Source organism: Streptomyces sp. NPDC015125 (genome assembly GCF_043080045.1).
Classification (GTDB): Bacteria; Actinomycetota; Actinomycetes; order Streptomycetales; family Streptomycetaceae; genus Streptomyces.
In genome coordinates this window covers 240,700-267,524 of record NZ_JBIBVF010000004.1, presented here as the reverse complement: position 1 = coordinate 267,524, position 26,825 = coordinate 240,700, and the positions used below count along the sequence as shown (strand labels likewise).

General features: G+C 71.7%; 18 protein-coding genes and 3 pseudogenes. 11 read left to right on the top strand and 10 right to left on the bottom strand.

Annotation, left to right across the window (positions count from 1 at the left end; genetic code table 11):
* Window positions 1-46 precede the first annotated feature (46 nt).
* Complete coding sequence (locus ACF088_RS13345; RefSeq protein WP_392375810.1) at window positions 47-958, bottom strand: hypothetical protein; 912 nt, start codon at window positions 956-958, stop codon at window positions 47-49.
* A gap of 206 nt (window positions 959-1,164) precedes the next feature.
* Here ACF088_RS13345 and ACF088_RS13340 point away from each other — a divergent pair, with 206 nt between their 5' ends.
* The 7 genes and pseudogenes from ACF088_RS13340 to ACF088_RS13310 all read left to right on the top strand — a co-directional run bounded on the left by ACF088_RS13340 (window position 1,165) and on the right by ACF088_RS13310 (window position 9,733).
* Window positions 1,165-2,250: a CapA family protein gene (locus tag ACF088_RS13340; protein ID WP_392375809.1), complete on the top strand. Its 1,086-nt coding sequence runs from the start codon at window positions 1,165-1,167 to the stop codon at window positions 2,248-2,250.
* Between the two features lie 180 nt (window positions 2,251-2,430).
* On the top strand, window positions 2,431-4,671 hold the full coding sequence (locus ACF088_RS13335; protein ID WP_392375808.1) for a HAMP domain-containing protein: 2,241 nt from the start codon (window positions 2,431-2,433) through the stop codon (window positions 4,669-4,671).
* Window positions 4,672-4,677: 6 nt separating this feature from the next.
* Window positions 4,678-5,857, top strand: a pseudogene (pgsB, locus tag ACF088_RS13330) (poly-gamma-glutamate synthase PgsB); the annotation flags it as partial.
* A gap of 181 nt (window positions 5,858-6,038) precedes the next feature.
* The gene (locus ACF088_RS13325) at window positions 6,039-6,521 is read left to right on the top strand and encodes a poly-gamma-glutamate biosynthesis protein PgsC/CapC (protein ID WP_392375807.1); all 483 of its coding nucleotides are present in this window, start codon (window positions 6,039-6,041) and stop codon (window positions 6,519-6,521) included.
* A gap of 23 nt (window positions 6,522-6,544) precedes the next feature.
* Window positions 6,545-7,630 carry a C40 family peptidase gene (locus tag ACF088_RS13320; RefSeq protein ID WP_392375806.1) on the top strand — a complete coding sequence of 362 codons (1,086 nt, stop codon included), beginning with the start codon at window positions 6,545-6,547 and terminating at the stop codon, window positions 7,628-7,630.
* 96 nt (window positions 7,631-7,726) lie between these two features.
* Window positions 7,727-8,233 carry a DUF1990 family protein gene (locus ACF088_RS13315; RefSeq protein ID WP_392375805.1) on the top strand — a complete coding sequence of 169 codons (507 nt, stop codon included), beginning with the start codon at window positions 7,727-7,729 and terminating at the stop codon, window positions 8,231-8,233.
* 279 nt (window positions 8,234-8,512) lie between these two features.
* Window positions 8,513-9,733 (top strand): metallophosphoesterase, encoded by a 1,221-nt coding sequence (locus ACF088_RS13310; RefSeq protein WP_392375804.1) that lies wholly within the window; start codon window positions 8,513-8,515, stop codon window positions 9,731-9,733.
* A gap of 81 nt (window positions 9,734-9,814) precedes the next feature.
* On the opposite strand, the pseudogene ACF088_RS13305 reads toward ACF088_RS13310, so the two are convergent.
* Window positions 9,815-11,269 (bottom strand): annotated as a pseudogene (locus ACF088_RS13305) (glycoside hydrolase family 30 beta sandwich domain-containing protein); the annotation flags it as partial.
* A gap of 619 nt (window positions 11,270-11,888) precedes the next feature.
* On the opposite strand from ACF088_RS13305, the gene ACF088_RS13300 reads away from it, so the two are divergent.
* The gene (locus ACF088_RS13300; protein ID WP_392375803.1) at window positions 11,889-14,033 is read left to right on the top strand and encodes a SpoIIE family protein phosphatase; all 2,145 of its coding nucleotides are present in this window, start codon (window positions 11,889-11,891) and stop codon (window positions 14,031-14,033) included.
* Between the two features lie 274 nt (window positions 14,034-14,307).
* Here ACF088_RS13300 and ACF088_RS13295 read toward each other — a convergent pair whose 3' ends face one another.
* The gene (locus tag ACF088_RS13295; protein ID WP_392375802.1) at window positions 14,308-15,705 is read right to left on the bottom strand and encodes an NADP-dependent succinic semialdehyde dehydrogenase; all 1,398 of its coding nucleotides are present in this window, start codon (window positions 15,703-15,705) and stop codon (window positions 14,308-14,310) included.
* 631 nt (window positions 15,706-16,336) lie between these two features.
* Here ACF088_RS13295 and ACF088_RS13290 point away from each other — a divergent pair.
* Both ACF088_RS13290 and ACF088_RS13285 read left to right on the top strand, forming a co-directional pair.
* Complete coding sequence (locus tag ACF088_RS13290; protein WP_392376015.1) at window positions 16,337-17,104, top strand: L,D-transpeptidase; 768 nt, start codon at window positions 16,337-16,339, stop codon at window positions 17,102-17,104.
* 23 nt (window positions 17,105-17,127) lie between these two features.
* Window positions 17,128-17,310: pseudogene (locus ACF088_RS13285) on the top strand (IS5/IS1182 family transposase); the annotation flags it as partial.
* A gap of 121 nt (window positions 17,311-17,431) precedes the next feature.
* On the opposite strand, the gene ACF088_RS13280 reads toward ACF088_RS13285, so the two are convergent.
* The 3 genes from ACF088_RS13280 to ACF088_RS13270 form a co-directional block, all read right to left on the bottom strand.
* Complete coding sequence (locus ACF088_RS13280; RefSeq protein ID WP_392375801.1) at window positions 17,432-17,779, bottom strand: YciI family protein; 348 nt, start codon at window positions 17,777-17,779, stop codon at window positions 17,432-17,434.
* 89 nt (window positions 17,780-17,868) lie between these two features.
* A complete protein-coding gene (locus ACF088_RS13275; RefSeq protein ID WP_392376014.1) occupies window positions 17,869-18,759 on the bottom strand; it encodes a virginiamycin B lyase in 891 nt (296 codons plus the stop codon).
* A 5-nt stretch (window positions 18,760-18,764) separates the two neighbouring features.
* Complete coding sequence (locus ACF088_RS13270; protein WP_392375800.1) at window positions 18,765-19,421, bottom strand: CatB-related O-acetyltransferase; 657 nt, start codon at window positions 19,419-19,421, stop codon at window positions 18,765-18,767.
* Between the two features lie 201 nt (window positions 19,422-19,622).
* Between ACF088_RS13270 and ACF088_RS13265 the strand changes: the two genes are divergently transcribed.
* The gene (locus tag ACF088_RS13265; protein WP_392375799.1) at window positions 19,623-20,591 is read left to right on the top strand and encodes a LysR family transcriptional regulator; all 969 of its coding nucleotides are present in this window, start codon (window positions 19,623-19,625) and stop codon (window positions 20,589-20,591) included.
* A gap of 44 nt (window positions 20,592-20,635) precedes the next feature.
* On the opposite strand, the gene ACF088_RS13260 is transcribed toward ACF088_RS13265, so the two are convergent.
* The 4 genes from ACF088_RS13260 to ACF088_RS13245 all read right to left on the bottom strand — a co-directional run bounded on the left by ACF088_RS13260 (window position 20,636) and on the right by ACF088_RS13245 (window position 26,820).
* Window positions 20,636-21,910 carry an MFS transporter gene (locus ACF088_RS13260; protein ID WP_392375798.1) on the bottom strand — a complete coding sequence of 425 codons (1,275 nt, stop codon included), beginning with the start codon at window positions 21,908-21,910 and terminating at the stop codon, window positions 20,636-20,638.
* 192 nt (window positions 21,911-22,102) lie between these two features.
* The gene (locus ACF088_RS13255) at window positions 22,103-23,275 is read right to left on the bottom strand and encodes an amidohydrolase family protein (RefSeq protein WP_392375797.1); all 1,173 of its coding nucleotides are present in this window, start codon (window positions 23,273-23,275) and stop codon (window positions 22,103-22,105) included.
* Window positions 23,275-24,672 carry a glutamine synthetase gene (locus tag ACF088_RS13250; protein ID WP_392375796.1) on the bottom strand — a complete coding sequence of 466 codons (1,398 nt, stop codon included), beginning with the start codon at window positions 24,670-24,672 and terminating at the stop codon, window positions 23,275-23,277. The genes ACF088_RS13255 and ACF088_RS13250 overlap by 1 nt, the downstream gene beginning before the upstream one ends.
* 84 nt (window positions 24,673-24,756) lie before the next feature.
* On the bottom strand, window positions 24,757-26,820 hold the full coding sequence (locus tag ACF088_RS13245) for a SpoIIE family protein phosphatase (protein ID WP_392375795.1): 2,064 nt from the start codon (window positions 26,818-26,820) through the stop codon (window positions 24,757-24,759).
* Window positions 26,821-26,825: the final 5 nt, after the last annotated feature.

Sequence of the window (26,825 nt, the reverse complement as noted above, 5' to 3'; positions counted from 1 at the left end):
TGCGGGGGGGACGGGGCCGGGACCCCCGGTGGTCGCGTCCGACCCCTCACTGCCGGGTGGTGTTCCAGGCCGCCGTCGCCGTTCTTGCCGCGTCGGCAGCCTGGGAGATGCGCTTGCTGCTCCCTCGGACGTGGCGGCTGAATTCGATGTGCAGGAAAGGGACTCCGGCGGCAGCCGCGGCGCGCCCCTGCATATTGGTGCGGCCCTCCAGGGGACAGTCACGGGCCCAGGCGCGGCAGGCGTCGATGCCCCGGTCTTCCAGGGCGTCGGCCACTGCGCGGCCGGCGGCGCCGCCGTGGTCTCCGGCGCCGGTCGAGGTGACCGCGTCGAAGCCGGGTACGGAATCGTCGGCGAACCCGTGCACCTGGATGCCCGGAAGGCGTCGTTTCAGCAGGGCGTCGCAGACGGCGTGGAAGACCGTGTCCCGGCGGTGCGCGACGTCGGCCGCGATGCCCCGGCCGGCTGCGCGGTGGGCACCCGCCAGGACCAGGACCCCGCCGGGCGCTCCGCGCAGTATGGCGACGCCGAGATCCTCGCTGTGTGCGTCGGCGACCGGATGCGGGACCTGCACCGACCATCGCGAGGGGGCGCTCAGGTCGACATAGACGCGCCCCCAGCCGCGGGTGGCGGTGCCGGTGTGCGCGGTGTCGGCGAACTCGGCGTACCGGCGGCCGGTGGCCCGGTCGGTCAGGGTGCGGATGCGGAAGCCGACGTCGGCGAGGCGCTGTCCGGCCTGTGCGCGATGGCCGTCGAGGAACAGACCGACTCCGTCCGCCACCGCCCGCTGCTGTTGCCCGGTGGGTGCGCGGTAGCCGCGGCGCGGTTCCATCCCGGAGGTGAAATCGGCGATGTGCTGCTTCAGGTCAAGGGTGCTCCGCGTGGTGGGGGCCGGATGGTCAGGCTTCTCGTGAGGTTGCCCGCTGCATGCCGTGATGATCACCATGCTGAGTACGATCATGGCTCTGACCAGCAACGTTCTCGGAAATTTCATCTTTGAGGGGAAAGTGTCGGCCATAACTGCATGACAATACTTGAGTGCTTATAACCCTTCGTGCGGGCTACGCCGCTCGCACCACTGCGCTGGCATTGCTCGCGGTGTGCGCCGCGGGATGTGCCGGTCCTGGAGAGAGCAATCCGCCCAGGGCGGAAGGACGTTCGTTCACGGTGGCCGCGGCGGGAGACATCCTGATTCACCCGCAGCTGACGGAGCAGGCGAAACGAGACGCCGAGAGAACGGGCCGTGGGGTCAAGGGCCTTGACTTCAACCCGATCATGGCCGGAATCAAACCGGTCATCAGCAAGGCGGACTTGGGCATCTGCCACTTCGAGCCCGTCGTGGGCAAGCCGGGAGGCCCCTTCCGGTCCTACCCGGACTTTCTCGTCCCCCCACAGATCACCACCGCGATCAAGAAAGTCGGCTACGACACCTGCTCAACCGCCTCGAACCACACCCTCGACCACGGTGCGGCAGGGGTGCGACAGACCTTGGACACCATGGACAAGGCCGGTCTGCGGCACACCGGTTCGGCCCGCAGCGGGGCGGAGGCGGGCAAGCCGCTCATCATGGATGTCAAGGGCGTCCACGTCGCACAGATCTCCTTTGCCTACGGCTTCAACGGCCGCAAAGCGCCGAAGGACAAGCCCTGGTTGGTCAACCGGACCAGCATCGAGCAGATCGCAGCAGCGGAGCGGGCCGCCCGCAAGGCCGGGGCCGATGTGGTGATCCTCAGCATCCACTGGGGCCAGGAGCACCGGCCCGACCCGAGCACCCCGCAGCTGACCCTGGGCAGGGAGATCGCCGAGAAGACCGGCATCAACCTGGTGATCGGCCATCACGCGCATGTCGTGCAGCCGATGGAGAAGGTGCACGGCACCTGGATCGCGTATGGACTCGGCAACCAGCTTGCCCGCCACGAGACGCCGACCGGCCTGTCGGAGGAAGGCGTGATCGGCTGGTTCAAGTTCACCGAGCGGGGCGGTGACTGGGACGTCCGGGCCCGTTATGTGCCGACGCTCGTCGACATCCCGCCGGAGGAGAAGGATCCCGTCGCCGGCGGGAGCGGCGCGGCGGGCGGGCAACAACGCGACAACCGGTTGGTGGACGTGGCCGGCGCGCTGCGTGGCCACAAGAAGCTCACCGCGCAGCAACGGGCCCGCTACCTGCTCGCCTTCGAGCGGACCCGCGGCACGATGCTGAACCGCGGCGCCGCCGAAAGCGCTCTCAAGCCGCTGAAGGACATCCCCGGCTGATTCGCCGTCACGCTCCACCACCGCCGTACCACCGGACGATCTCAGCCGTCTGGATCTCAGGAAGGGCTGCCCCACGTGCCCCCGCACCCCCCACGCACCACCGGCTCACTCCAGGAGGGGAGTTCCCCGTCGGCAGCTCCGCCGACGAAGCTGCGGCATACGGCTCGGCGCAGAGCCGATATGTCACTGCTCGGCGGCGTACGCCCGCCCATTGCCGTCCTGTCGGCCCTGCTGCTCGCCCTGGCCGCCGTCACCGCCCTCGGCCTCGGCAGGGTCGGTCACGACAGGATTCCCGAGGCGGTGCTCACGTCTCAGCAGCAATTCGCCGAGGACGGCGCCATCGCCATGCGTGCCTCGGTGGACGAGAGCGTCACCGACCTCCATCGCGCGGCAGGACTCTTCAGTTCGGGTACCCCGGTCCCGGCCGATGACGTGCTGGACAAGGTCGGCAGCGTCTACCAGAAGTGGCGCGGCACGGCCGTCATGGAGATCGGGTCGGGCAAGCTCCTCGCCGCACGCGGCGAGAACCTGCCACTGGCGACGATCGACCGCGGAAAGCTGTCCGAGAAGGGCGGGCTCGGCCCGCGCATGGTCCGCCTGGCGAACGGTGAGACCCGCCTGCTCTCCTTCGCACTGCTCTCCTGGGACGGCCGGCCGCAGCAGCTCCTCGTCGCATCCCGCAGCCTTCGTGCCCCCGGCATCAGCCTCGGCCAGTTCCGGACCATCGCCGTGCTGGACCCGACCGGCGCGATTCTCAGCCGCGGTGGCAGCCGCGAGTCCGAGCAGGACCTCGACGACCCGCAGCGGAAGGCGGCCAAGCGGGCGGACGGCCAGCTGAGGGCGTTCGCGAGGACGGCTGCCGAGAAGGCCCGTCAGCACCCGCTCCAGGCCAGGGAACCAGGTTCCGGGGGCTTTCCGGGGGTGAGCGGGAGCCTCACCGGCGGGGTGTCCAACGGCGAGCGCGCCGCAGCCGGTTATGCCACCCTCGCACCCGCCCAGCCCGGCGAGAGCACCGGCGCCGGCAGCCTCGGTCTGACGGTCGTCACGATGGTCGACGTGGCCGAGGCCCCCTCCCGGGGCGCCGACCCGCTCTTCGGTATCGCCGCGGCCGGCACGCTGCTCGTCATCGGCGCGGCTGTCGTGGCCCTGCTTCTCGGCCTCGTGCAGCGCCCGCTGCTCCGGCTCTTCCTGGAGAGCCGCCGACTCACCCGGGGCGAGCTGCAGCGGCCGGTGAGCGTGCCCGCGTACGGAGAGGCGGCCCGGGTCGGCCACGCACTGGAACGTCTGCGGCGCCAGCTCCTCGGCGCACCGCAGGGGACGGGCGGCCCGGCCACCCCGCGCCCGCTGCGCCGTCTGCGCCGGATCGGCGTCCGAGGCCTGACGGCCGCGTGCGCGGTACTCCTGCTCGCCTGGTCCGCCCCCCTGGCGCTGTCCCTGAACCACACCGACTCGAAGGCCGTCATTCCACAGCAGATTGTCAACGACCAGCGCGAGCGCACCGACACCCTGGCCGACCGGGTCCGGCGCGCCCTCGACGAAGGCCGGACCGACCTCGTCTCGGTGGCCTCCCTGATCGGCGACCGCACCTCGCCGGACCAGCTGACCACGGTCCTGGAGCGCACCCTTCAGGAGCACCCGCGTTACGCGTCGCTGTACCTCCTCGGTGCCGACGGAAAGGTACTGGCCCGGGCCGGCGGCACTCCGCATCATCCGGCGGGCAAGGGCCCGGGCACCCGAGCCGTCACCGTGCTCGACGAGGGGGGCAAGGAGCCGGTCGTGGCCGGCTATGCCGGGGTGCCGGGCCGGAAGGGTGTCACCGTGGCCGGTGAGTTCCGGGTCGACTTCTTCAATTCGCTGCTCAAGCGGCCCGGCCTCGGCGAGGTCCGGGTGGTCGACGACAAGCGCCGGACACTCGGTGGCAACACCGGCTACCGCGCCTTCGAGAAGCTGCCCTCCCAGCGGCTCGACACCCTCGTGCAGGGGACGGGCGCCAGGGCCGGTGCGAGCCTGCGGCCCGGCGCGCTCCTCGACCGCGACGGCAGCGGCGTCCAGATCGCGGCGGCGGCCCCGTTCAACGGCGGCGGCGTGGCGAAGTCGCTGAACTGGACCGTGGTCAGCTGGAAGCCGGCGGAAGGGCTTGCCATCCCCGAGTACACCGTGCAGAACCACACCGTGCTGGCCGGGCTGCTCGGCCTCACTGCTGCCGCCGCCTGTCTCGGCTGGCTGCACATCGTGGTGACGCGCCCGCTGCGCACCCTGGCCGCGCAGGCCGAGGCGCTCGCCGACGGGGACCGTCGCACGGTGCTCTACCCACGCCATCACGACGAGGTCGGCGCCGTCGTCCGCAGCCTGGAGCTGATCCGGCAGCAGCTCCAGGAGCAGCGCAAGCGGGACAGCGCCCCTCTGGCCGGAAGGAACTGACGGACCGTGCTCTTCCTCTACACCGTTCTCGTCGTGTGCTGTGCGATCCTGCTGATCGCCGGAATCATCGAGCAGCGACGGCACTTCAGCAATCTGGAGCACATCCCCACCCGGGTGCTCGTCAACGGCATCCGCGGCAAGAGCTCCATCACCCGGCTGTGCGCGGGTGCGCTGCGGGGTGGCGGCCTGACCACCGTGGCCAAGACGACCGGTACCGCGGCCCGGTTCATCCATCCGGACGCCACCGAGGAGCCGGTCTACCGCAAGTTCGGCATCGCCAACGTGGTCGAGCAGATCGGCATCGTCCGGCGGGCCGCCGCGTACCACCCGGACGCCCTGGTGATCGAGTGCATGGCCGTCATGCCGGCACTGCAGGAGATCAACCAGTCCAAGCTGATCCGGTCCACCATCGGTGTCCTGTGCAATGTCCGCGAGGACCATCTGGCCGAGATGGGGCCCACCCTCGACGATGTCGCCCGCTCGTTGTCCCGGTCCATGCCGGAGGGCGGTATCTGTGTGACCGCCGAGCAGGACCGGTTCCCCATTCTCCAGGAGGAGGCGAGCGCCCGCGACTGCCGGCTGCTCTACGCCGACCCCGGGACCGTGACCGACGAGGAGTTGCGCGGCTTCAGCTGGTTCACCTTCAAGGAGAACGTGGCCATCGCGCTGGCCGTCGCGGAACTGCTCGGTGTGGACCGGGAGATCGCGCTGCAGGGCATGTACGACGCTCCCCCGGACCCGGGGGTCCTCTCCGTCGAGCGGCACCGCACGCCCGACGGCAAGCGACTGCGGTTCGCGAATGTCTTCGCCGCGAACGACCCCGAGTCGACGCTGATGAACATCCGTCAGCTGCTCGACCTGGGCGCGATCCACCGCCCCCTGAACGTCGTGATCAACTGCCGCCCCGACCGGGTCGAGCGCAACGGCCAGATGGGCGAGATCATCCCGGAGCTCGAACCCGACAAGGTCTTCGTGATCGGGCATCCGGCCAAGAGCGCGATCGATGCGATCCCCGCCGCGTGGCGCTCCCGTGCGGTGGACCTCGGCGGCGACCGCCGCAGCCCCGAGGAGTTCATGGCTCGGATAGCGAACCACCTCGGTCCGGATTCGTCGCTGGTCGCCATCGGCAACATCCACGGCCAGGGCGAGCACCTGCTGGAGCAGCTGGCCGAACTTTCCGCGGACGACGGGCCCGACGGCGTTCCGCAGCACACCCAGGACGGCCCGGCGGATTCCGCGGAACGCCCCGCGCCCCCTGCCGACCGGTCCACGGGCCACCCACCGGCCCACGAGTCCGGCCCTCACCAACCGTTCGTACCGCAGCAGCACCCGTACACCGATGCGTGGCAGAGCTCAGGAGACCACCCTTGATCCCCGCCGTCCTCACGCCCGAGATCGCCGCTATCGGCATCGCCCTCGGGCTCATGTTCTCGCTCGTCTGCTATCTGACGACCAACCTCTCACCAGGCGGCATGATCACCCCCGGCTGGCTTGCGCTGACGCTGGTGGAGGACCTCCAGCGCGCCGCGATGGTCGTGGGCGTGACGGTCCTCACCTACCTCGCCACGCTGTTGGTGCAGCGGGTCGCGATCCTCTACGGCAAGCGGCTGTTCGCGGCCGTCGTGCTGATCGGTGTCGTGATCAACGGCACGCTGATGATCGTGCTGCAACTGGAGTTCCCGCTGATGTACACGAATCAGACCCTCGGGTTCATCGTCCCCGGTCTGATCGCCTACCAGCTGGTCCGCCAGCCGAAGGGACCGACCCTGCTGGCCACCGGCTCGGTGACGCTCATGGCCTATGTCGTGCTGGCCGCCGGAATTCTGCTCGGCGTCATGCCGTCCGCCTGACCGAACGATTCGGAGCCGATCCCATGAGCGCCAAGACCCAGCGCGGCCGTCGCCGCGTGCTGCACGCCGTCATCGTGACCGCCCTGCTCGCCGGCAGTGCGTACCTCACCGTGGCACTTCGCAAGGAGGAGCAGACCCCGACACCTGCCATACCGGCGGTCACCGATGAAGCCGGCCTCACGTCGTCGCTCACCAGAGGGCTCTCCGGAGACCTGACCTGGGAGCGGCTCCGCAGTCCGGCCCGCTCCGTGCTGCGCGGCAAGCAGGGCGAGGTGTTCGCCACCTTCACCGACGGGGCCCGCACCGCCACCCTCACCGGCCGGAGCCGCACCTTCACCGAGCCCGCGGCCACCACGTCCCGGATCGTCACCGACAACTGGGTCCGGATGATGCCGGAACCCTGGCGGAAGGGCGCCGAGAAGGAGAAGTGGTTCAAGGACTGGTTCAAGGACAACTTCGGCAGCGAGAAGGACGATCTCTTCGCGATGGCCTTCCAATACGTCGCCCAGGCCCCGGCGAAACAGAACGCCGCAGGGGTCAGCTACGCGGGCGACGCGAACTACGGGCCGATCGATGCGCACGGCGGGTCCGGCGCCGGCCGGCGGCTTGAGGAGTCCGACTTCTACGACTACCTGGGCATCCCGTACACCTTCGGGGACGGCACCTCGATGCAGCCCGAGAAGGCGCGGGCGCGGTCCATGGACTGCTCCGGCTTCATCCGGGCGGTGCTGGGCTATCGCGCCGGCTACCCCCTGAGGGCCGACGACAGAAAGGGCGACGGCCTGCCCCGTACGGCCAACGGGATGGCCCGCTCCGGACTCGGCGCAGCGGTCGTGCCGCTGACCGGCTCCGCGCCGGCCTTTGCCAGGCCGGCCTCGATCGATGTGCTCCAGCCCGGCGACCTGGTGTTCTTCAAGCTGGAGGCCCGGACCGAGGAGCGTCTCGACCACGTGGGGATGTACCTGGGCAACGACTCCGACGGGCACCAGGTCTTCATTTCGAGCCGGCAGGAGGTCAACGGCCCGACCATCGGAGACAAGGGCGGTACGTCGCGGCTGGACGGAAACGGCTACTACGCCAGGGCGTTGCGCAGCGCCACGCGCCTGTAACGGAAGCAGACGAGACCGGCGTCCGTGAGCGGGGCTGATCGCTTACGGTTCTCCGCGTACCGTCGACTCCCCCGCCCGCCCCGAGGAGCGCACCCCATGAGCGAGCTGAACTACCCGGAGGAGGGCGGCACTCGGCGCACCCCTCTGCCGCCCGGCTACCACCACCTCCACGAGGAGCTGCCGATCGGCCGGGGCCCGGCGGTGCTGGCCGCGGCGGGCGAGGCGATCACCACCTTCCGGATGCATCGCGCGGCCGGCACCGGCATCCGGTCCGACGCCCCGCGGGCCGCGCCGGGGGTGGGCGTCGAGGTCTCGCTGGGCATCGGCCCGCTCCGGCTGCGGGCGCCGTGCACCGTGGTGTGGACGGTCACCGAGGAGGACCGGATCGGCTTCGGATACGGGGCGAGGAAGGGACATCCCGAGAGCGGCGAGGAGGCGTTCGTCGCCGAGCTGCGCAACGACGGCTCGGTGTGGTTCACCGTGACCGCCTTCAGCCGGCCCGCCCGGGCGGTCACCCGGCTCGCCGGCCCGCTGGTGCCCGTGTTCCAGCGCCAGTACGTCCGCCACCTGGGCCGCACGCTCCGTCGCTTGGCGAACCCGTAATTTTGCCCGTCACGCGATGTTGCCCGCCTCGCCGGGCGTGAGGCCCTGCGGGCGGGTGGCGGAAGAAGTGGCGGAAGAAAGGGTGGGCGGGCCGGGCGGCAGCGCGGCTGTCTCCGGCGCGCTCTCATCGCGTGCTCCGGCGCTCCGCTCACCGCCTGATGGCCCCTGGAATACGCTTTGTTACCGACGCGTAGCGGTGCGGCTCACGATCGCCATACGTCCACCTCTACTTCATCGTTTCGTCACCACCACCTCTGCCGACCGTGAAAGAAACCAGGCATGTGTGAAGATGAAATGATCCCGCCGCAGGCGGACCTGACCGAGCAGGAGTGGCTGCGGACCGGCTCGGCGACGACGGCCGGGGGGCCGCCGGTGCGTACGACGGGACGCGTTCCGCAGTGGGTGAACCGGCGGACCCTGCTGGGCGGCGCGATGGCCGGTGCGGCGCTCACGGTGCTGCCGTCGCCGGCCCAGTCGCCCGCGTCCGCGGCGCCCCGCCGCCAGCCCCCGGGAGCCTTTCCGTTCCCCGAACACCCCAACGGGAAGGGCGAGTTCGCCGTTCTGGTCACCGGTGACGCGGGAACGGGGGACGAGGCGCAGTATGCGGTGGCGTCCGCCGCGCGGGATGTCTGCGCGGCCGAGGGCATCGCCCTTGCCGTGGGGCTCGGCGACAACATTTACGAGAACGGCCCGGAATCCGCTCACGACTCGGAGTTCCAGGACAAGTTCGAGAAGCCGAACAGTGGCATCGATGTGCCCTGGCTGATGGTGCTGGGCAATCACGACTGCTCCGGGCTGATCCCCGGCAGCGGCGGCGACCCGTCGCGCGGTGACCGCGAGGTCGCCTACGCCACCACCTCGCGGCGCTGGTACATGCCCGCCCGCTACTACAGCGTGCCGCTGCCGGCCGCCGATCCGCTGGTGGAGTTCTTCGCGATCGACACCATTCCCTGGTCGTCGTATGTCGCCCAGCTCGACCCGTACTACCGGTGGGACGGGCCGTACATGCGCGAGCAGCAAAGCTGGCTGGAGGGTGCGCTGCGCGCCTCGCGGGCCCGCTGGAAGGTGGTGATCGGACACCACCCGTACCTCAACAACGGCAAGCACGGCAGCGCCGGTTCCTACGACGGTTTCGAGATCGGCAACTACACCAGCGGTGTCCACCTGAAGGACATGTACGAGAAGGTGGTGTGCGGACGGGCCGATCTGATTCTTTCCGGTCACGACCACACGCTGCAGATCCTGGAGCCGACGGCCCGTACGGGCGGCACCCGGCAGGTGGTGTGCGGCGCGTCGGCCAAGGCGGAGGACGGCACGGCGCACTTCCAGAATCCGGCGGCCTGGCAGAACTTCTCCGACCACGGATTCATGGTGCTGAAGGTGTCCGGCGCACGGCTGACCATCGATGCGTACACGGTTGATGTGGCGACGCGGAAGGCCACACTGCGGCACCGCGCCCGCCAGACCCGGCCGGTCGCGGCGGTGCCGGCACACGCCTGAGAGCGGGGGCCGTCCCGGCGTGACCCGGGCCCGGGACGGCTCACCGTGCGGGACAGGGCGGTGCGGTGCGGTGCGGGCCTACCACGTGAACGTGGCCGCGGCACCGGCGGGCAGAGCGTAAGTGATGTGCCGGCCGCCCCAGTTGACGACCGTCCGCCGGGTTCTCCCGGTGTCGTTGTAGGCGATCAGCGCCCTGGACCCGTCGGGGTTGCGCCAGGCGACGTTGGGGACGGTGGCCGAGGCGGTGGAGCCGATGCGGCGGGCGCCGGGCTTCACGAACTTGGTGAGGTGGCCCATGGTGTAGTACTCGACGGTGTAGTCGACCGTCCCGTGCCGTCGTCCCTCGCCGCGGTGCACGGTGACCAGTCCGGTGCAGTTGCCGCAACCCCCGTGGTGCGGGCCGCCGTTCCGGTCCACGGCGAGCGACCACTTGACCCAGCTGCGGCCCCAGTTGCGGGTGTAGTCGATGAGGTTGTGCATGTCCTCCCGCTGCTGGTTGCCGATCCACCGCCCGCCGGAGTGCTCGGTGTCGTAGGACCGCAGGCCGGGGTAGCGGCGGTGGATCCGGGTCTGCTGGGTGACGTCGCCGCGGTAGCCGTGCCAGGCGATGCCGCCGAAGTTGGGGTGGTGACGGATGGCCGGGTCGTCGACGGTGGCCCGGGCGAACGCGTCGTAGCGGTCCCAGTTCCAGTCCAGCGCCAGAACCTTGGTGGACAGTCCGGCCTGCCGCAGGGCGGGGAGCAGGTCGTGCTTGGTGAAGTAGGCGAGCCCGGAGGCGTTCCACCGCATGGACGGATAGCCCGAGCAGCAGGTGGGCTCGTTCTGCACGGAGACATAGTCGACCGGCACCCCGCGGTCCCGGTACGCCTGGAGGTACTTCACGAAGTACCGGGCGTAGGTGGCGTAATACCTCGACCGGAGCCGCCCCTGTTCCAGCTTTTCGTTGTCCTTCATCCAGGCGGGTGCGCTCCAGGGCGAGGCCATCACCTTCACGGCCGGGTTGAGCCTGCGGGCCCGGGCGGTCAGCGGCAGCACCCCGGCGAGGTCGTGGGCGACGGAGAAGTTCGCCAGACCCGGGTCGGTCCGCCCGGCGGGCAGGTCGTCATAGGTGTAGCCGAAGCGGGCGAGGTCGGAGGTGCCCATGGGGTTGCGGACGAAGCCGAGACCGATGCCCTCGACGGGGTCGAAGAGCCGTTTCAGTGTGGCGTCGCGGGTGGACTTGCGCAGTGTGCCGCTGCTCCACAGCAGCCAGGCGGCGGTGTCGGTGAAGGATGCGCCGCCGCCCTCGAACCGCTGGTAGGTCATCGAGTCGTCGACGGTGATGCCGCGGGCGCCGCCCGGGGTGAAAGGGAGCGGGGCCTGCTTCTGCAGTCCCTTGACGACCTGCCGCCCGCCGGGGTCGGACGTGGTGGTGAGGTAGATCTGCATCCGCTCCGGGGCGGTGGGGTACGGGGCGGCCGCCCACACCGGTACGAGGAAGGCCGCGGCCGCCCCGGCCGCGCCGGTCAGGGCCCGCCGGACTGTTCGGGATCTCATGGTGGGGGCGCCTTTCGCCGCTGAGGGCGGGCCGACCCGCCCGCCGGATGTCCACCGGCGGTCCGGTGAGGTCACGGCCCTGCCGATGCTGCCGCCGGAGTGGTCGCGGCCGGCGGTCCGGCCCGTCGGCACCGTGTCGGCACATCCGCCCGTCCGCTCGTCGGCCCGTCGGCTCGTCGGCTCGTCGGCCCGGCCTTGAACGTACCGCGACAAGGGGCCTGCCCGACGGCGGAGTTACCGGGACGTAACACCCGCCCCCGTCCGCCTTCGGCGCGCACCCGCTCCGGCCGACGGCAGACGGCAGACGGCAGACGGCAGACGGCAGACGGCAGACGGCGCCGAACGGTGCCGGCACCCTGGTCCCGTCGGCGCGCGCACCTTCCCCCCTCTTCCGTACCCCGGACGGCATCCGGAGCACCGGACGTGCGGGCCTCCCGGCCCGCGCCTAGGGTGAGCGCATGGCCGCGTTCCGGTGGATATCGGCCCCGGTCAACGGCCCGCGACCGTGGGCACGAGGCAGGCTCGGCCCGGCGCCGCCGGCTCCTGCCGCGATGCGCCGATGCCGAGGACGCGTGCGGGTGGAGGTTCTGCGCCACCCGGCCCCCAGGCGTGGCACGCCATGACCGACGTCCCCCCGCACCCGTTCGACGAGGACTACGACCCCCGGGCAGGCCGGGACTGGCGCCTCGTCGAGGAGGACGCGCCCGGGGTGTCGCACCATGAGCCGATCGGACTGCGCGAACGGCTCTCGCTCAACCGGATGGGCACCTTCGACTGGGATCTGGGCCGCGGCTTCATGAATCTGGACCCCGGTGCCATGGACGTCTTCGATCTGCGCCCGGACGAATACGACGGCGCGCCGGCGTCCCTGGTCACGCGGGTGCCACCGGCGGAGGGCCGCCGACTGGACGAGGCACTCTCCCAGGCCCTGCTGGACGGTCACTCGTCCTACGGCGCCTACTTCCGGGTCCAGTGCCGCGACGGCACCCAGCGCTGGACACACTCCCAGGGCCGGATTCTGCACACCGCTGACGGAGTGCCGTACCGGATCATCGGCATCGTCCGGGAGGCGACCAGCGAACTGGCGGACTCCGCGCTGCTGCGCTCGCTCCAGCAGGAGCGGCAGCGGCAGACGGTGATGGTGCAGCAGACCACCGCCGCGCTGGCCCGTGCGCTGTCGGTCAAGGACGTGACCCGGGTACTCACCGGAACCGGCGGCGCCCGGCGGTTCGGCGCGGACGGGCTGGTCCTCGGCCTGGTGGCGAACGACCGGTTCGAGGTCATCGCCACCGCCGGGCTGGAGGGCGAGGTACCCGACGACATGTTGACCTCGCGGCTCGACGACACCCTGCCGCTGGCAGACGTGGCGCGCTCGCGGCGCCCCATCTTCCTCGGCACCCGCGGTGAACTGATCGCCCGCTTCCCGCGGCTGCGCCCGTACACCGGGGTGATGCCGGCGGGCAGCGCGGCGTTTTTGCCGCTGATCGCGCAGGACACCGTCATCGGGGCACTGGGGCTGTTCAACGCCGAGCCCGCCGTGCAGTCACCGGAGGCCAGGAACCTGGCGCTGGCGCTGGCCGGGGTCGTCGCGCAGTCGGTGCAGCGGGCGACCCTCTTCGACCAGGAGCGGGAGTTCGCGACCGGGCTGCAGGCGACGATGCTGCCGCGCCGGCTTCCGCCCATCGAGGGCGGCGCGGTCACCGTCCGCTACCACCCGGCGAGCGTCGGGCGGGACATCGGCGGCGACTGGTACGACGTGATCGCACTGCCCCAGGGGCGGACCGGGGTGGTGGTGGGCGACGTACAGGGCCATGACACCCATGCGGCCGCCGTGATGGGCCAGCTGCGCATCGCCTTGCGGGCCTACGCCAGCGAGGGGCACTCACCGGAGACCGTGCTGGTACGGGCCTCCCGTTTTCTGGCGGAGCTGGACACCGAGCGGTTCGCGACCTGCACCTACATCCAGGCCGATATGGAATCCGGGGCGCTGCACCTCGCCCGGGCCGGCCATCTCGGCCCGCTGATCAGCAACAGCTCCCGGCACATCGACTGGCCCGAGGTCCGTGGTGGGCTGCCGCTCGGTCTGGCCACCGTCTTCGGGCACGACCACTTCCCGGAGACCCAGCTGTTCCTGGAGCCAGGGTCGACGCTGCTGCTGTGCACCGATGGCCTGGTCGAACAGCCCGGCCAGGACATCTCCTGTGGCATCGACGCGCTGTCCGCGGCGGTCCGCACCGGGCCCACGGATCTGGAGGCGCTCGCCGACCGGCTCTCGGACCAGCTGTGGGCCGACCCCGGCTCGGAGGACGATATGGCCCTGCTGCTCCTGCACCGGCTGCCCGGTACCGGGGCCGTCACCACCCCGCGGCTGCGGCTGCACGTCCATCAGGCCGACCCGTCGGGCGCCGCGGAGGTCCGCTCCGCGCTGCGCCGCACGCTGGACCAGTGGCGGGCGGGCACCGTCATGCACAACATCGAGGTTGCCGCCTCCGAGCTGATCGCCAATGCGCTGACACACACCGAGAGCGGCGCCCTGGTCTCCATGGAGCTGCTGCCGGGCACCCCGCGCCGGATCCGGCTGGAGGTCGAGGACCGTTCCAGCCGGTGGCCGCGGCGGCGCAGCCCCGGCGAAACCGCCACCTCCGGCCGCGGACTGATGCTGGTCGAGGCGCTCGCGGACGAATGGGGCGCCGAACCGCGCGGCGCGGGCAAGGCGCTGTGGTGTGAGTTCGCGGTACCGGACGGGCAGGAGGCGGCGTGGTGAACGTCCGGCCCGCCCAAGAATGGTGACGACGCGCCAACAGAGCTGCTGGGCACGGGGAATGGGCTTCCGGTGCCGACGCCCGGCAGTGGCCGAGCCGACCAACCTGGCCGTTGGCCGACTCGACCTGACCGGAACGTACACCCTCACGTCCATGAGGCAAACCGCTCCGGCGCATGCGCCCTCCGGGGGCGACTGTTTTCGGCGCCTGGCTCAGTTTTCCGGCCCTGGCTCAGGCCACCGGCTCAGGTCACCGGCTCGGCTTTCCGGCGCCGGCTCAGTCCTCCGGCCCGTACCACAGCGTCGTCATATTGCAGAACTCCTTGATGCCGTGCCCGGAGAGCTCCCGCCCGTAGCCGGAGCGCTTGGCCCCTCCGAAGGGGAGGCCCGGGTGGGAGGCGGTCATCCCGTTGAAGAAGACGCCGCCGGCCTGGATATCGCGGGCGAGGCGCTGCTGTTCCTCGGGGTCCCGGGTCCAGGCGTTGGAACTGAGCCCGAACGGGGTGTCGTTGGCGAGGCGCACCGCCTCGTCGAGGTCGGCGACCCGGTAGAGCGTGGCGACCGGGCCGAACGCCTCCTCGTGGTGGATACGCATCCCCTCGGTGATGCCGGACAGCACCGTCGGCTCGTAGAACCAGCCCGCGCTCTGCTCGGGCGGTCGCCGGCCGCCGCACAGTGCGGTGGCGCCCTGGTGGACCGCGTCGTCGACGAGCTCCTCCAGGTCGGAGCGCCCCTGTTCACTGGAGAGCGGCCCGACATCGGTGTCCTCGTCCATCGGGTCGCCGACGGTCAGCGCGGCCATGCGGGCGGCGAACCGCTCGGCGAAGGCATCGTAGATGTCCTGGTGCACCAGGAACCGTTTGGCCGCGATACACGACTGTCCGTTGTTCTGGACGCGTGCGGTGACCGCGACGCGGACCGCCTTGTCGAGGTCGGCGGAGGGCAGAACGAGGAACGGGTCGCTGCCGCCGAGTTCGAGAACGGTCTTCTTGACCTCGTCACCGGCGATGGACGCCACCGCGCGGCCGGCCGGCTCGCTGCCGGTCAGCGTGGCGGCGACCACCCTCGGGTCGCGCAGGATGTCCTCGACCGCGCCGGACCCGATCAGCAGGGTCTGGAAACAGCCCTCGGGGAATCCGGCGCGGCGGAAGAGCTCCTCCAGGTAGAGCGCGGTCTGCGGCACGTTCGAGGCGTGCTTGAGCAGCCCGGTGTTGCCCGCCATCAGGGCGGGCGCGGCGAACCGTACGACCTGCCAGAGCGGGAAGTTCCAGGGCATCACCGCGAGGACGGGGCCGAGGGGGCGGTAGCGCACCACGGCACGGATCGCGCCGGAGTCGCTCACATCGGCCGGATCGGGGTGCTCGTCGGCGAGCAGTGCCTCGGCGTGGTGGGCGTACCAGCGCATGGTCTTGGCGCACTTCGCCGCCTCCGCGCGCGCCTGGGCCAGTGGTTTGCCCATTTCGGTGGTCATGGTGCGGGCGACGCCGTCCTGGTCGGCATCGAGCAGGTCGGCAGCCGCGAGCATCCGCTCCCTGCGGTAGCCGAAGCCGGTGGTGCGGTGCTCCTGGAAGGCCTGGTCCGCCCGGACCAGGTGATCTTCGATCTCACCCCCGTTGAGGGCGTCGAAGGTCTTCAGGGTCTCGCCGGTGGCCGGGTTGACCGTGGCGATGGCCATGATCAGCACCTCCTTGGTGGGTGCGGGAGCGGGATACCCCCGGTGGAGAGGGCGACGGGTCCGGGCGGCTCTCCTAGGAGAGCGGCGACGGCTCCGGGGACGGCTCCGGGACCGGATCGGGCTCGGGCCCGGGCGGACGGGGTATCGGCGACGGTTCCGGCGGAATGGGATCCGGCTGCCCGGGCGGGCTCGGTGGGCCGGGAAGCGGGTCCGGGACGGGCGGCGGGCCTCCCGGATCCGGGGGCGTGGGCTGCGGATCGCGGTCGAGCGTGCGCGCACTGCGCGGATGCGGTTGCCGCTGCACTGTGGGCCTCCAGACTGAGACGGCTAGTGGCACATGAGCCCCCGTACCCGAGTTTCGCCCGTCCATGGCCCCGGCGCACGGCGGATTGCCGCGGACGGGTTGCGCACGGCCGGGGGGCGGCGTATGTGACCTGATCGGGCGGCGCCGGGCGGGCCGGTCGCGCTCTAGATTGCGGTCATGCCCATGATGCGTACAAGGACGACGCGCCTGGTGACATCCGGGAGCATGGCCGCGGCGGGGCGCATGGTCCGGGCGGCCCGGATGGTCCGGACGGCTCGGATGGTCCGGACGGTGCGGACGGCGCGGACGGTGCGGACGGTGCGGACGGTGCGGGCCACGGTCCGAAGCCGGGCCGCGGGGCCGCTGTCAGCGGTCACTCTGGCGCTGCTTGCGCTCGCCGCGCCCACGCCGGCGGCCTCCGCACCCGCCCCGGCGGCCTCCGCGTCCGGCGCCGCTCCCGTCCAGCACATCCCCCTTCCCGTCCTCATGGCCGACACCGGCGGCGGCGACCAGCTGATCACCGCCCGTGCGCCCACGACGCGCGCCACCACCGGGACCGTGCGGTGGTGGCAACGGCACAACGGCCGCTGGCGGCAGGCGGGGTGGGCGCCGGCCCGTTTCGGGGCCGGCGGACTGGCCGAGGGCAGTACCCGGGTGCAGGGCACCTCGACCACCCCGACCGGGCTGTACGACCTGCCGTTCGCCTTCGGCACCGCCCCGCCGCCGCCCGGCACCGCCCTGCCGTACCGCCGGGCCGGCGCGGACGCCTGGTGGTGCGAGGACAGCGCCTCCGCCTCCTACAACCGCTGGGTGGCGCCGCTGCCGCCGGACTGCGCGGCGGGTGAGTCCGAACGGCTGGCGGACTATCCCACGCAGTACGCCCGGGCCCTGGTCATCGGCTTCAACTATCACCGCCCGGTGCACGGCCGCGGCGCCGGGATCTTCCTCCATGTCAACGGGAAGGGCGCCACGGCAGGCTGTGTCTCCGTACCGGCCGGGGCGATGGCACGGATCCTGTCCTGGGTCCGGCCGTCCGCGCGCCCGCACATCGCTGTTGGCACGGCGTACGGGCCGACCGCCGTCACCCGTTACTGACGGCGTGTGCGGTGAGCGGGAGGCCCGTCATTGCCCGCCGCGGTACGCCGCACGGGTCCGATCTCGGTGCTGTCCGCTGTGCGGTGGAGCGTACGCATGCCGGGATCCACGGGTTCCGCCGCCTGAGGATCCGCCGGGAGCGACGTGCCGACGTCCATGAAGCCCTCCTTGAGGTCGCCTGCTGCGTGATCACCTACCGACGTGCCGGCGCGATCGACCGGCTTTCTCGAACTTCGGCGGGCATGCGGTACGGCGTCAACGGTGCCGACGGCAGCTCGGAGGCGCGGCGCTCCCGTTCGAACCGCTCCGGTACGACGGTGGTGGGGCTCAGGCGGATTCGAGGATCGGGCGGATCTCGATCGTCTCCGGGGTGGGCAGGGCCTTGGCCAGTTCGACGGCCTCCGCACGGTCGGCCACCTCCAGCACGAACCAGCCGCCGAGGGTCTCCTCACCGGTGTGCGCGGGCCCGTCGGTCACTGACGACGTCCCGTCACTCGTCTTGCGCACGGTCGCCGGGCTGTTGTGCTCGGTTTCCAGGGCGTCGCCGCCGACCAGCTTTCCGGCCGCCGCAAGGGTGCCGATCCAGGTCTGGTAATCCGCGCGGTAGGTGTCCCGGTCGGCCTCGATCCGGCGGCGTGACTCATCCGTCTCAAAGATCACGAGTGCGAATTTCACGAATGTTCCTCTCCGGCCGCCGTGCGGGCGGCCGTTGTCGACGTTGGCGGGTGTGAGGGAGCCGTTGGCGGGTGTGAGGGAGCCGTTGGTCAGGCGGCGTCGCCCACAGGGGCGACGCGAGCCAGCGCACCGATCTCCAGAGCTGCCCACAAGGCGCCGTCGGGACCTGGGGTGATGCCGTGCGGCTCGGAGCCGGGAGTGGGCAGGTCGTGCACGGTGATGGTGCCGTCGGGAGTGATCGAGCCGACGCGGTTGCCGCCCCACTCGGTGAACCACGCAGTGCCGTCGTCGGCGACGGTGATGGCGTGGGGCCGGGCTGCGCGGTCGGGCAGCGGAAACTCGGTGACCTGCCCGTCGGGGGTGATCCGCCCGATCTGACCGGCGGAGATCTCGACGAACCACAGAGCCCCGTCGCGCCCCGCGGTGATGCCTACCGGAGCGGCGTCCTTGGTCGGCAGTGAGTGGAGGGCCACTGCGCCGTCCATGCCGATCCGCCCGACGGCGTTCGCCTGGTTGAGCGTGAACCACATCGCGCCGTCGGCGCCGGCGGTGATCGCGGAGGGGAACGCGCCCGTGACGGGGAGCGGGAACTCGGTGACCCGGCCGTCGAGGGTGATGCGGCCGATGCGGTCCGCGGTGGTCTCGGTGAACCACAGGGCACCGTCCGGCCCTGGTGCGATACCGAAGGGCCCGCAGCCGGGGGTGGGTATCGCGAAGTTGTCGACGACGCCGCCGGTGGTGATCCGCCCGATCCGGTGTGCCTGGTATTGGGTGAACCACAGGGCGTCGTCGGGGCCGTGGACGATGACGGTCGGCCCGCACGCGGGGTCGAGCTGGTGGCTCGTCGGTTGTCCGCCGGGGACCAGCCGACCTATGCGGCCGCTATGGACCAGGGTGAACCACAGTGCGCCGTCCGGCCCGGTGGTGATGGCGTACGGGCCGGCTTCGCCGTCCGTCACCACGTGCTCGTCGATGGACACCTGGGTCACAGGGGTTTCTCCAGATCGTGCTCGGCGGCGATGCGTGCGATGTCCGCGGGAGTTCCGGCCATGATGGTGCGGGCGTGTTCGGTGACCAGGTCGGTGGGCCAGTCCCACCATGCTGCGCGGAGCAGTCGCTCGACGTCGTCGTCGGTGAACCGCTGCCGAATCGGCCTGGCCGGGTTGCCACCGACGATGGTGTAGGGAGGGACGTCGGCGACGACCAAGGCGCCGGCCGCGATGATGGCGCCGTCGCCGATGTGCACACCCGGCATGACGGTCGCCTGGTGGCCGAACCAGACGTCATTGCCGATGACCGTGTCCCCGCGGCTGGGCATGGCCGTGACGATGTCCAGGGTTTCCTCGGCCCAGCGGCCGCCGAACATGGTGAACGGGAAGGTGGACACACCCGCCGTCGGATGCTCCGCGCCGGCCATCAGGAAGCGGGTTCCCGTGGCGATCGCGCTGTACCTGCCGATGATCAGGCGTTCCGGCCCGTAGGCGTACAGCACGTTGCGGTGCTCGAACTCCGTCGCGCCGCCGGGGTCGTCGTAGTAGGTGTACTCGCCAACGACGATCTTCGGTGAGGCGACCAGCGGTTTGAGGAACACCACCCGGTCGTGGGCGGGCAGCGGGTGAACGGTGGTCGGATCAGGTGCCAAGGTGAGTTCCTTTGTGCGGTGCGGTCCGCGGCGGCGGACCGTACGGAGCGGAGAAGGGCGGGCAGGCACGGCTGACGCCGTTCCCAGCCGGGTGCCGGTGGGCCAGTGGGACCCAGGGCCGAGTCTCGTTTAGGCTGTTCGGCTGGAACAACGCCGATTTCCGCAAGGCAGCCATAAGCGGGAGTGATAAATGGGGGAGCCGTGGAACTGCGGGACATCGAGATCTTCCTGACGCTCGCCGAGGAACTGCACTTCGGCCGGACCGCGGAGCGGCTGCATCTCTCCCAGGCACGCGTCAGCCAGTCCATCAGCCGACAGGAACGCCGCCTGGACGGCGCCTTGTTCGACCGCAGCACCCGCACCGTGACACTGACGCCCCTGGGGCAGCGGCTGCGCGACGATCTCCACCCCGGCTACGGGTTGATCCGCAAAGCCCTGACCCATGCGGCGGAGACCGCCCGCGGTTGCTCCGGGACCGTGCGGCTGGGGGCGATGGGCGCACTCCCTTCCGAATTGGCCTGGCTGGTCGAGGAGTTCTGCGCCCGCCACCCCCAGTGCAGTGTGGAGTTCGTGGAGTACCACTTCAGCGATCCGCTCGCCCGGATACGGGCCGGCGAGGTAGCGGCGCAACTGATGTGGCTCCCGGTGCCTGAACCCGGACTCCGGCTCGGGCCTGTGGTGCTGACGGAGGGCCGGGTCCTGGCTGTGGCCACGGGCTCCGATTTGGCGTCACGGGCTCGCGTGTCGATCGAGGATCTGGCCGGTCGGACGGTTCCGGACCCCGGCACGCGTACTCCCGAGGAGTGGTACCGGGCGATGTGCCCGGAACGGACGCCGGGCGGGCGCCTGGTCCACCGCGGCCCGCAGGCGAGGACCTTCCACGAGGTCCTGGCCCTGGTCGCCGCCGGGCGCGTGGTCTGCCCGCTCAACGGCCATGTCCCCCGCTACTACACCTACCCCGGAGTGGTCCTGGTCCCGATCGATGACGCGCCACTCACCGAATGGGCGCTCGTCCTGCCCGAGTCCGCCCCGGCGCCGCACGTACGGGCGTTCATAGAGACCGCCCGCGCACTCGGGGCGCGCGAGATGGACGGGGGCGGAGCCCGTGAAGAGCGACCAGGACGAGCCGCAGCCGGTCGTGGTCCACGCTCCTCGGCGCCCGACAACTGAGCCCGACGGGAAGAAGCCGGCCCCACCGCACGGTGTGAGCTCCTCTAAGGCTGCGGGTCCTGTGCGTCGTAGCGGGCGAAGGCGCGGCGGCCGAGGCCCAGGCCGGTCACCACCAGGACACAGGCCAGGCCGCCGCCGATCACCGCGGTGGCCGGGGAGGTCAGATCGGCCATGGAGCCGGCGAGGAAGTCGCCCAGCCGTGGCCCGCCGGCGACCACGACGATGAAGACGCCCTGGAGCCGGCCGCGCATCGCGTCCGGCGTCGCGGCCTGCAGCATGGTGCTGCGGAACACCATCGAGACGGTGTCCGCACACCCGGCCACGGCCAGGAAGAACAGGCCGAGCCACAGCTGCCGGGAGAGGCCGAAGGCGCCGATGGCCGCGCCCCAGGCGGCCACCGCGATCAAGATGGCCAGGCCGTGCCGGCGGATCCCGCCGAGCCAGCCGGAGAACAGCCCGCCCAGTACGGCGCCCACCGCGGGCGCGGCCACCAGGAGGCCGACGGTCTTGGCGTCCCCGGCGAACCAGAGCACCGCGACCGCGGGAAACAGTGCGCGCGGCTGGGCGAGCACCATCGCGGCCAGGTCCGTGAAGAACGTCATCCGCAGATTCGGCCGGGTGGCGAGAAAGCGCAGGCCGTCCAGTACGGAAGCCCGGCGCCGTGGCCCCTCCCCCTGGTCGGGCCGCATGGACGGCAGCCGCCACATCGCGTACAGCGAGCCGCTGAAGGCCGCCACATCGATCAGATAGGCGGCCTGGTAACCCCACAGGCCGACGATGACCCCGCCCAGCATCGGCCCGCCCATCAGACCGAGGTTGCTGGTCAGGGAGTTGAGGGCGTTGGCGGCCGGCAGCTGTTCGGTGGGCAGCAGCCGCGGGATCATCGACGAGCGGGCCGGCGCGTTCATCGCAAAGCAGACGGCCTGGAAGGCGACGACGGTGTAGAGCAGCCAGACCCGGTGGTATCCGGCCAGGGCGGCGGTGGCCAGCGTCAGGGACATCGCGGTGGCGCCCGCGGCGCTGTAGAGGCCCAGTTTGCGGCGGTCGACGGTATCGGCGATGGCACCGCCGTACAGCCCGAAGACGACCAGCGGGACCAGTGAGCACAGGCCCACCAGGCCGACCGCGAAGGTGGAGTGGGTGAGGGTGTAGACCTGCAGGGAGACCGCGAGCGCGGTCATCTGCTGGCCCATCCAGGAGATGGTGTTGCCGCACCACAGGCGGCGGTAGTCCGGGGAGAGGCGCAGCGGGGTCAGATCGGCGAATATCCGGGAGCGCGGGGATATTTCGCTCTTCCCGGGGGTCGTTGTAGGGGCCACGCGGCGCAGTAAAGCACGCGGCACGGACGCGGCGGACGGCAGGGCGGAAGCGGCGCTCGGGCCGATCGCCCCTTACCCGCCCGGTGTTCGGCGCGCTCGATACGGCCGTAGCGGGCTCGTACGGCCGTATCGAGCTCGTACGTGGCGGGCTCGTACGGCCGTAGCGGGCGCGTCCGCCTCCCGTCGGCCCGGTCAGCCGTCCGGAAGGCCGTACACCCTGCGGGCGTTGTCCGCGGCGATCATCGCGCCGACCCGCCGGGCGTCCTCGTCGGACCACGCCCCGGAGGCCGTCCAGTCGGCAAGGACGGTCGCCAGCGCGGTCCGGAACAGTGCGCTGCCGACGACATACAGCTCCGGCAGGCCGTAGGCATCGGTGGAGAAGAGCAGTTTGCCGAAGGGCGCGAGCTCCAGGAATTCGGCGAGCACGGCCGCGGCGCGCGGGCCGGTGTGAGTGAGCGTCAGCCCGATGTCGGCGTAGACGTGCGGGAACGCGGCTGCCAGGTAGGCGGCTTGGCGGTGGTATGGGTAGCAGTGCAGCAGCACGAGGTCCGTGCCGGTGTCGGCGGTGGCCCGGACCAGGTCGGTCAGCAGCGCCGGGTCGGCGTGGTCGAGCCGTAGGTCGGGGTCGCCGAAGCCGGTGTGGAGCTGGAGGGGGCGGCCGGTGGCCACGGCCAACTGGACGAGATGGCGCAGCAGGACCGGGTCGGTGAGCCGGGGCGCGCCCGCGGCCAGCCACGAGCGGGCGGCGGTGTGCACCGCGCCGGGGTCGGGCGGCACGGGAGCCAGGGCGAGACCGTGGCGGTAGGCGGCGACGGTCTTGAAGGCGACGGCGGTGCGCGCGGCGTCCCGGACCGCGCGGGCGAGGGTGTCGGTGAACTCTTCTGCGTCGCGGGCGCCGACCGCGGTCCGCTCGGCCAGCGTCTCCAGCCGTACGACCTCGAATCCGGTGCCGCCACCGTCCCCGGCGGTCTCGGCCGGGCCCGTCAGGTCGCCGGGCAGCCCGGTGTCCAGGAGGTAGGCGCCGATGCCGGTGGCACGCAGCAGACGGCGGCGGGTCTCGTCCGGGCCCAGTTCGCGGCGGCGGGCGAGGTAGCGGTCGGGTGGGCAGTGCGCCGGCAGGTCGAGCAGCGGCGGGCACCAGCGGCGTACGGCGAAGCCGGCCTGGGTGTCGAAGAAGGTGGTGCCCGCAGCGGGCGGCCGGTCCGATTCGGTGAGGTACGCGGCGAACGTCCCGGGGTCGAGTGCGTGCCGGAGCACCCCGTGGCAGTGGTGGTCGACCAGCGGCGGCAGGCCGTCGCCGGGGCCGTGGATGGGGACGGAGCCGGGGACGGGGCCGGGGACGCTTCCCACGGCGTCCGCGGGCATCACCAGCGCCAGCGGGTGGCGGCGGCGATCTCGTCGTCCTCGCTCTCGGCGAAGTGGGCCTCCTCCGCGCGCCGGACGGCGAGCACCGCGCCGTGCAGCACCTCGCCCATCGCCTCGTACAGCGGGGCCGACTTCTCCAGCCGGTCGGCCGCCTCGGTGAGGGTGGCCGGCAACCGGACGATGCCCCGCCGGGCGCGCTCGCGGACGCCGAGCACGCCCGGGTCACCGGTCTGCGGTTCCGGCAGCCGGTCCCCGGCCTCGATGCCGTGGAGCCCGGCGGCGATGACCGCACCGACCGCGAGGTACGGGTTGGCGGCGGCGTCGAAAGTCTTGATCTCGGCGTGGCCGCCGTCCGGGTCGTCGGGGGCGCCGGTGATCAGGCGCAGCGCCGCCTCCCGGTTCTCCACGCCCCAGCACTGGTAGACGCCGGCCCACTGGGAGGGCTGCAGCCGCAGGTAGCTGGCGGGTGAGGGGCAGCCGACGGCGAGGAGGGCGGGCAGGGCGCCGAGGATGCCGCCGAGGAAGGCCGCCGCGTCCGGGGCCAGGCCCCAGGGGGCGTCGGGGCTGCGGTGCAGGCTGGTGCCGTCGCGGTACAGGCCGAGGTGGAGGTGGCAGCCGTTGCCGACCTGTCCGGCGACGACCGACGGGGCGAAAGAGGCGCGCAGTCCGTGCCGGACGGAGACGGCGCGGATGGTCTCGCGGACCAGCACCACATCGTCGGCGGCGCGGACCGGATCGCCGGGGGCGGTGGTGACCTCGAACTGGCCGGGGGCGTACTCGGGGTGGAGCTGGAGGACGTCGATGCCCTGGACGCTCAGCGCCTCGGTGACATCGCGGAGGTAGTCGGAGAGTTCGACCACCCGGGTCATGCCGTAGGCGGGGCCCGCGCAGGGGTAGTCGAGCGGTTCGTCCGCCCCGGTGGCGTCCTGGTGCCCCGCGGGGGCGCGGGTGACCACCCACTCGGTTTCGAAGCCCATCCGCAGCTCCAGGCCGGCGGTGGCCGCGCGCTCCGTCATCCGCCGGGCGAACTGCCGCTGGCAGGCGGGGTGCGGCAGCCCGAGCTGGTCGTAGCGGTCCGCCGGCGCCCAGGCCCAGCCGGGCTGTGCGGCGAGCGCGGTGACCCGGTCCAGGTCGGGGAAGAGCCGCAGGTCACCGTCGGGTCCGCCGAGGTGCTCGGAGACGGTGATGGCGTCGTCGGAGGTGAACACGTCGAAGACGGGCGACATCCCGACTCCGCGCTCCGCCGCGGCCGCGAGCCGTTCGGCCGGCACGGTCTTCACGCGGGCGATTCCCGCATTGTCCACCCAGGTCAGCGCCACGTTCCGGACGCCTTCCGCGGAGAGACGTGCCGCCAACTGGCGGGCTTCCTGGCGCTGTTGTGCAGCCCGCGTTCCCATAGAGCCGTCCTCACTGACCGTGCCGATGCCTCGGCGCCCGTTCCCGCTGTGTGCCCTTCCCGGTACGGGGCGACGCCTTCCCGGTCAGGAGCAGTTGAACTCGCACCATACGCACTTTCCGCTGCCGCGCGGTTCCACACCCCAGACATCGGCCAGGCGGTCCACGAGCAGCAGACCGCGGCCGGAGACACCGGCCTCACCCGGCTCGCGGCGCCGCGGCAGACTGCTGGAGTGGTCCTCGACCTCCAGCCGCAGCAGCCGCCCGACGCTGTGCGGCATACGGATGTTGACCACGGCCTCGCCGTCGGTGTGCAGCAGCGCATTGGTGATCAGCTCGTCGGCGACCAGCTCGATCTCCTCGGCGCGCTCCGCCGCGCCCCAGGCGCGTACCGCGGCCCGGATCATGTGCCGGGCGGCGGACAGGCCTTCGGGGTCGGCGGGCGCGATGTGCTGGCGGAACCGCCCGACGATGTCGTGCTCGGGGGCGCCGAGGCGGCGCAGCAGGAGCAGCGCCATATCGTCCTCGCCGGTCCGCTCGTCCGCGGACTCGCAGAGCCGGTCGGCGAGTTGCTGGACGTCCTGGGGGCCCTGGCGGACCTCGCGGGCCAGGTGGCGCATCCCGTCGTCGATGTCGGTGCCGGGCTGTTCGACGATGCCGTCGGTGCACAGCAGCAGGGTGTCGCCGGGGGCGAGCAGGATGGTGGTGACCGGGTAGTCGAGCCGCCGGAATTCGGAGGCGATACCGAGCGGCAGCCCGCCGGCCACCGGCAGTCTGCGGCAGATGCCCTCGGCGTGCCGCAGCAGCGGGTCGATATGGCCGGCCCGGACGATCCGGGCCGCGCCGGTGCTCAGATCCGCGTCGACGTAGGTGCAGGTCGCGAAGCGGTCGGTGTCGAGCTCGTTGAGGAAGGCGGAGGCGCGGGCCATGACGGTGGCCGGGGCGTGCCCTTCGGAGGCGTAGGCGCGCAGCACGATCCGCAGCTGGCCCATGAGCGCCGCGGCCTGGGTGTCGTGCCCCTGGACGTCGCCGATGACGGCGGCGACCCGGCCGTCGGGCAGCGGAATCACGTCGTACCAGTCGCCGCCGATGTCCCCGCCCATCCGGGCGGAGCGGTAGCGGACGGCGATCTGCGCACCGGCGACGCCGGGGATCCGGCGCGGCAGCATGGCCTGCTGGAGGCCGGCGGCGAGATCGTGTTCCTGGTCGTAGAGCATGGCGCGGGCCAGGCTCTGCGCGATGCTGCTGCCGAGCGCCACCAGCACGTTGCGCTCCTGGTCGCGGAAGTCGCTCTCGCGCTCGAAGAAGAGGCCGATCACACCGATCGGGCGGCCCTGTGCGATCAGCGGCAGGTAGGCCGCGGAGTGGACGTTGAGCGGCTCGACGGCCGGCCACAGTCGTGGGTAGTTGCGCTGGAATTCCGCGCGGCTGCCCACATAACGCGGAGTGAGGGTGCGGACCACTTCACTCATCGGGAATTCGTCCCCCACCCGGGTGTATTCGAGATCGGGTACAAAACTGCCCGCCTTGCCCTCGGAGACCAGCCGGATGCGCCCCGCTTCGACCAGCCCGAGGATCACGTTCTCCGCACCCAGCCGGCTCAGCCCCTGTTCGTCGGCGAGTACGGCGATCACTTCGCCGACCGTTCTGGCGTGTGCCAGGGCGGCGGTGGTGCGCTCGACGACGCTGGTGTGCCGGCGGCGCTCCTCGTCGACGGCGAGCCGCTCCGCCGCGTGGGTGTATTCGTGGCTGGCGTCGCGGACCACGCCGATGATGCGGCGGGGCCTGCCGGTGCCATCCCGGCGGATGCTGCCCTGGCTGTGGGTCCAGCGCAGCTCGCCGTCGCGCAGCCGGACCCGGAAGTACGCGCCGTAGGAGTCGCTGCCGTCCTTGAGCGCTCGCGCGACCAGGGCGTCCAGGCGGGCCGCCTCATGGGCCGGGACGCGGCAGCCGAGCGTGGCCGGACGGTCGTCGTACTCCTCCGGCAGCATGTCGAACACCTCGAGGGCGGGCGGGTCCATGTGCATCAGCCCGCTGTCGAGGTCCCAGTCGAAGCCGCCCATGCCGTTGAGGGCCAGGGTCAGGTCCGGGTGGGCGGGCCAGTCGTCCGGCACCGACACGGTGGGCCGCTTCGCTCCCCGGTCAGCCATGTCGT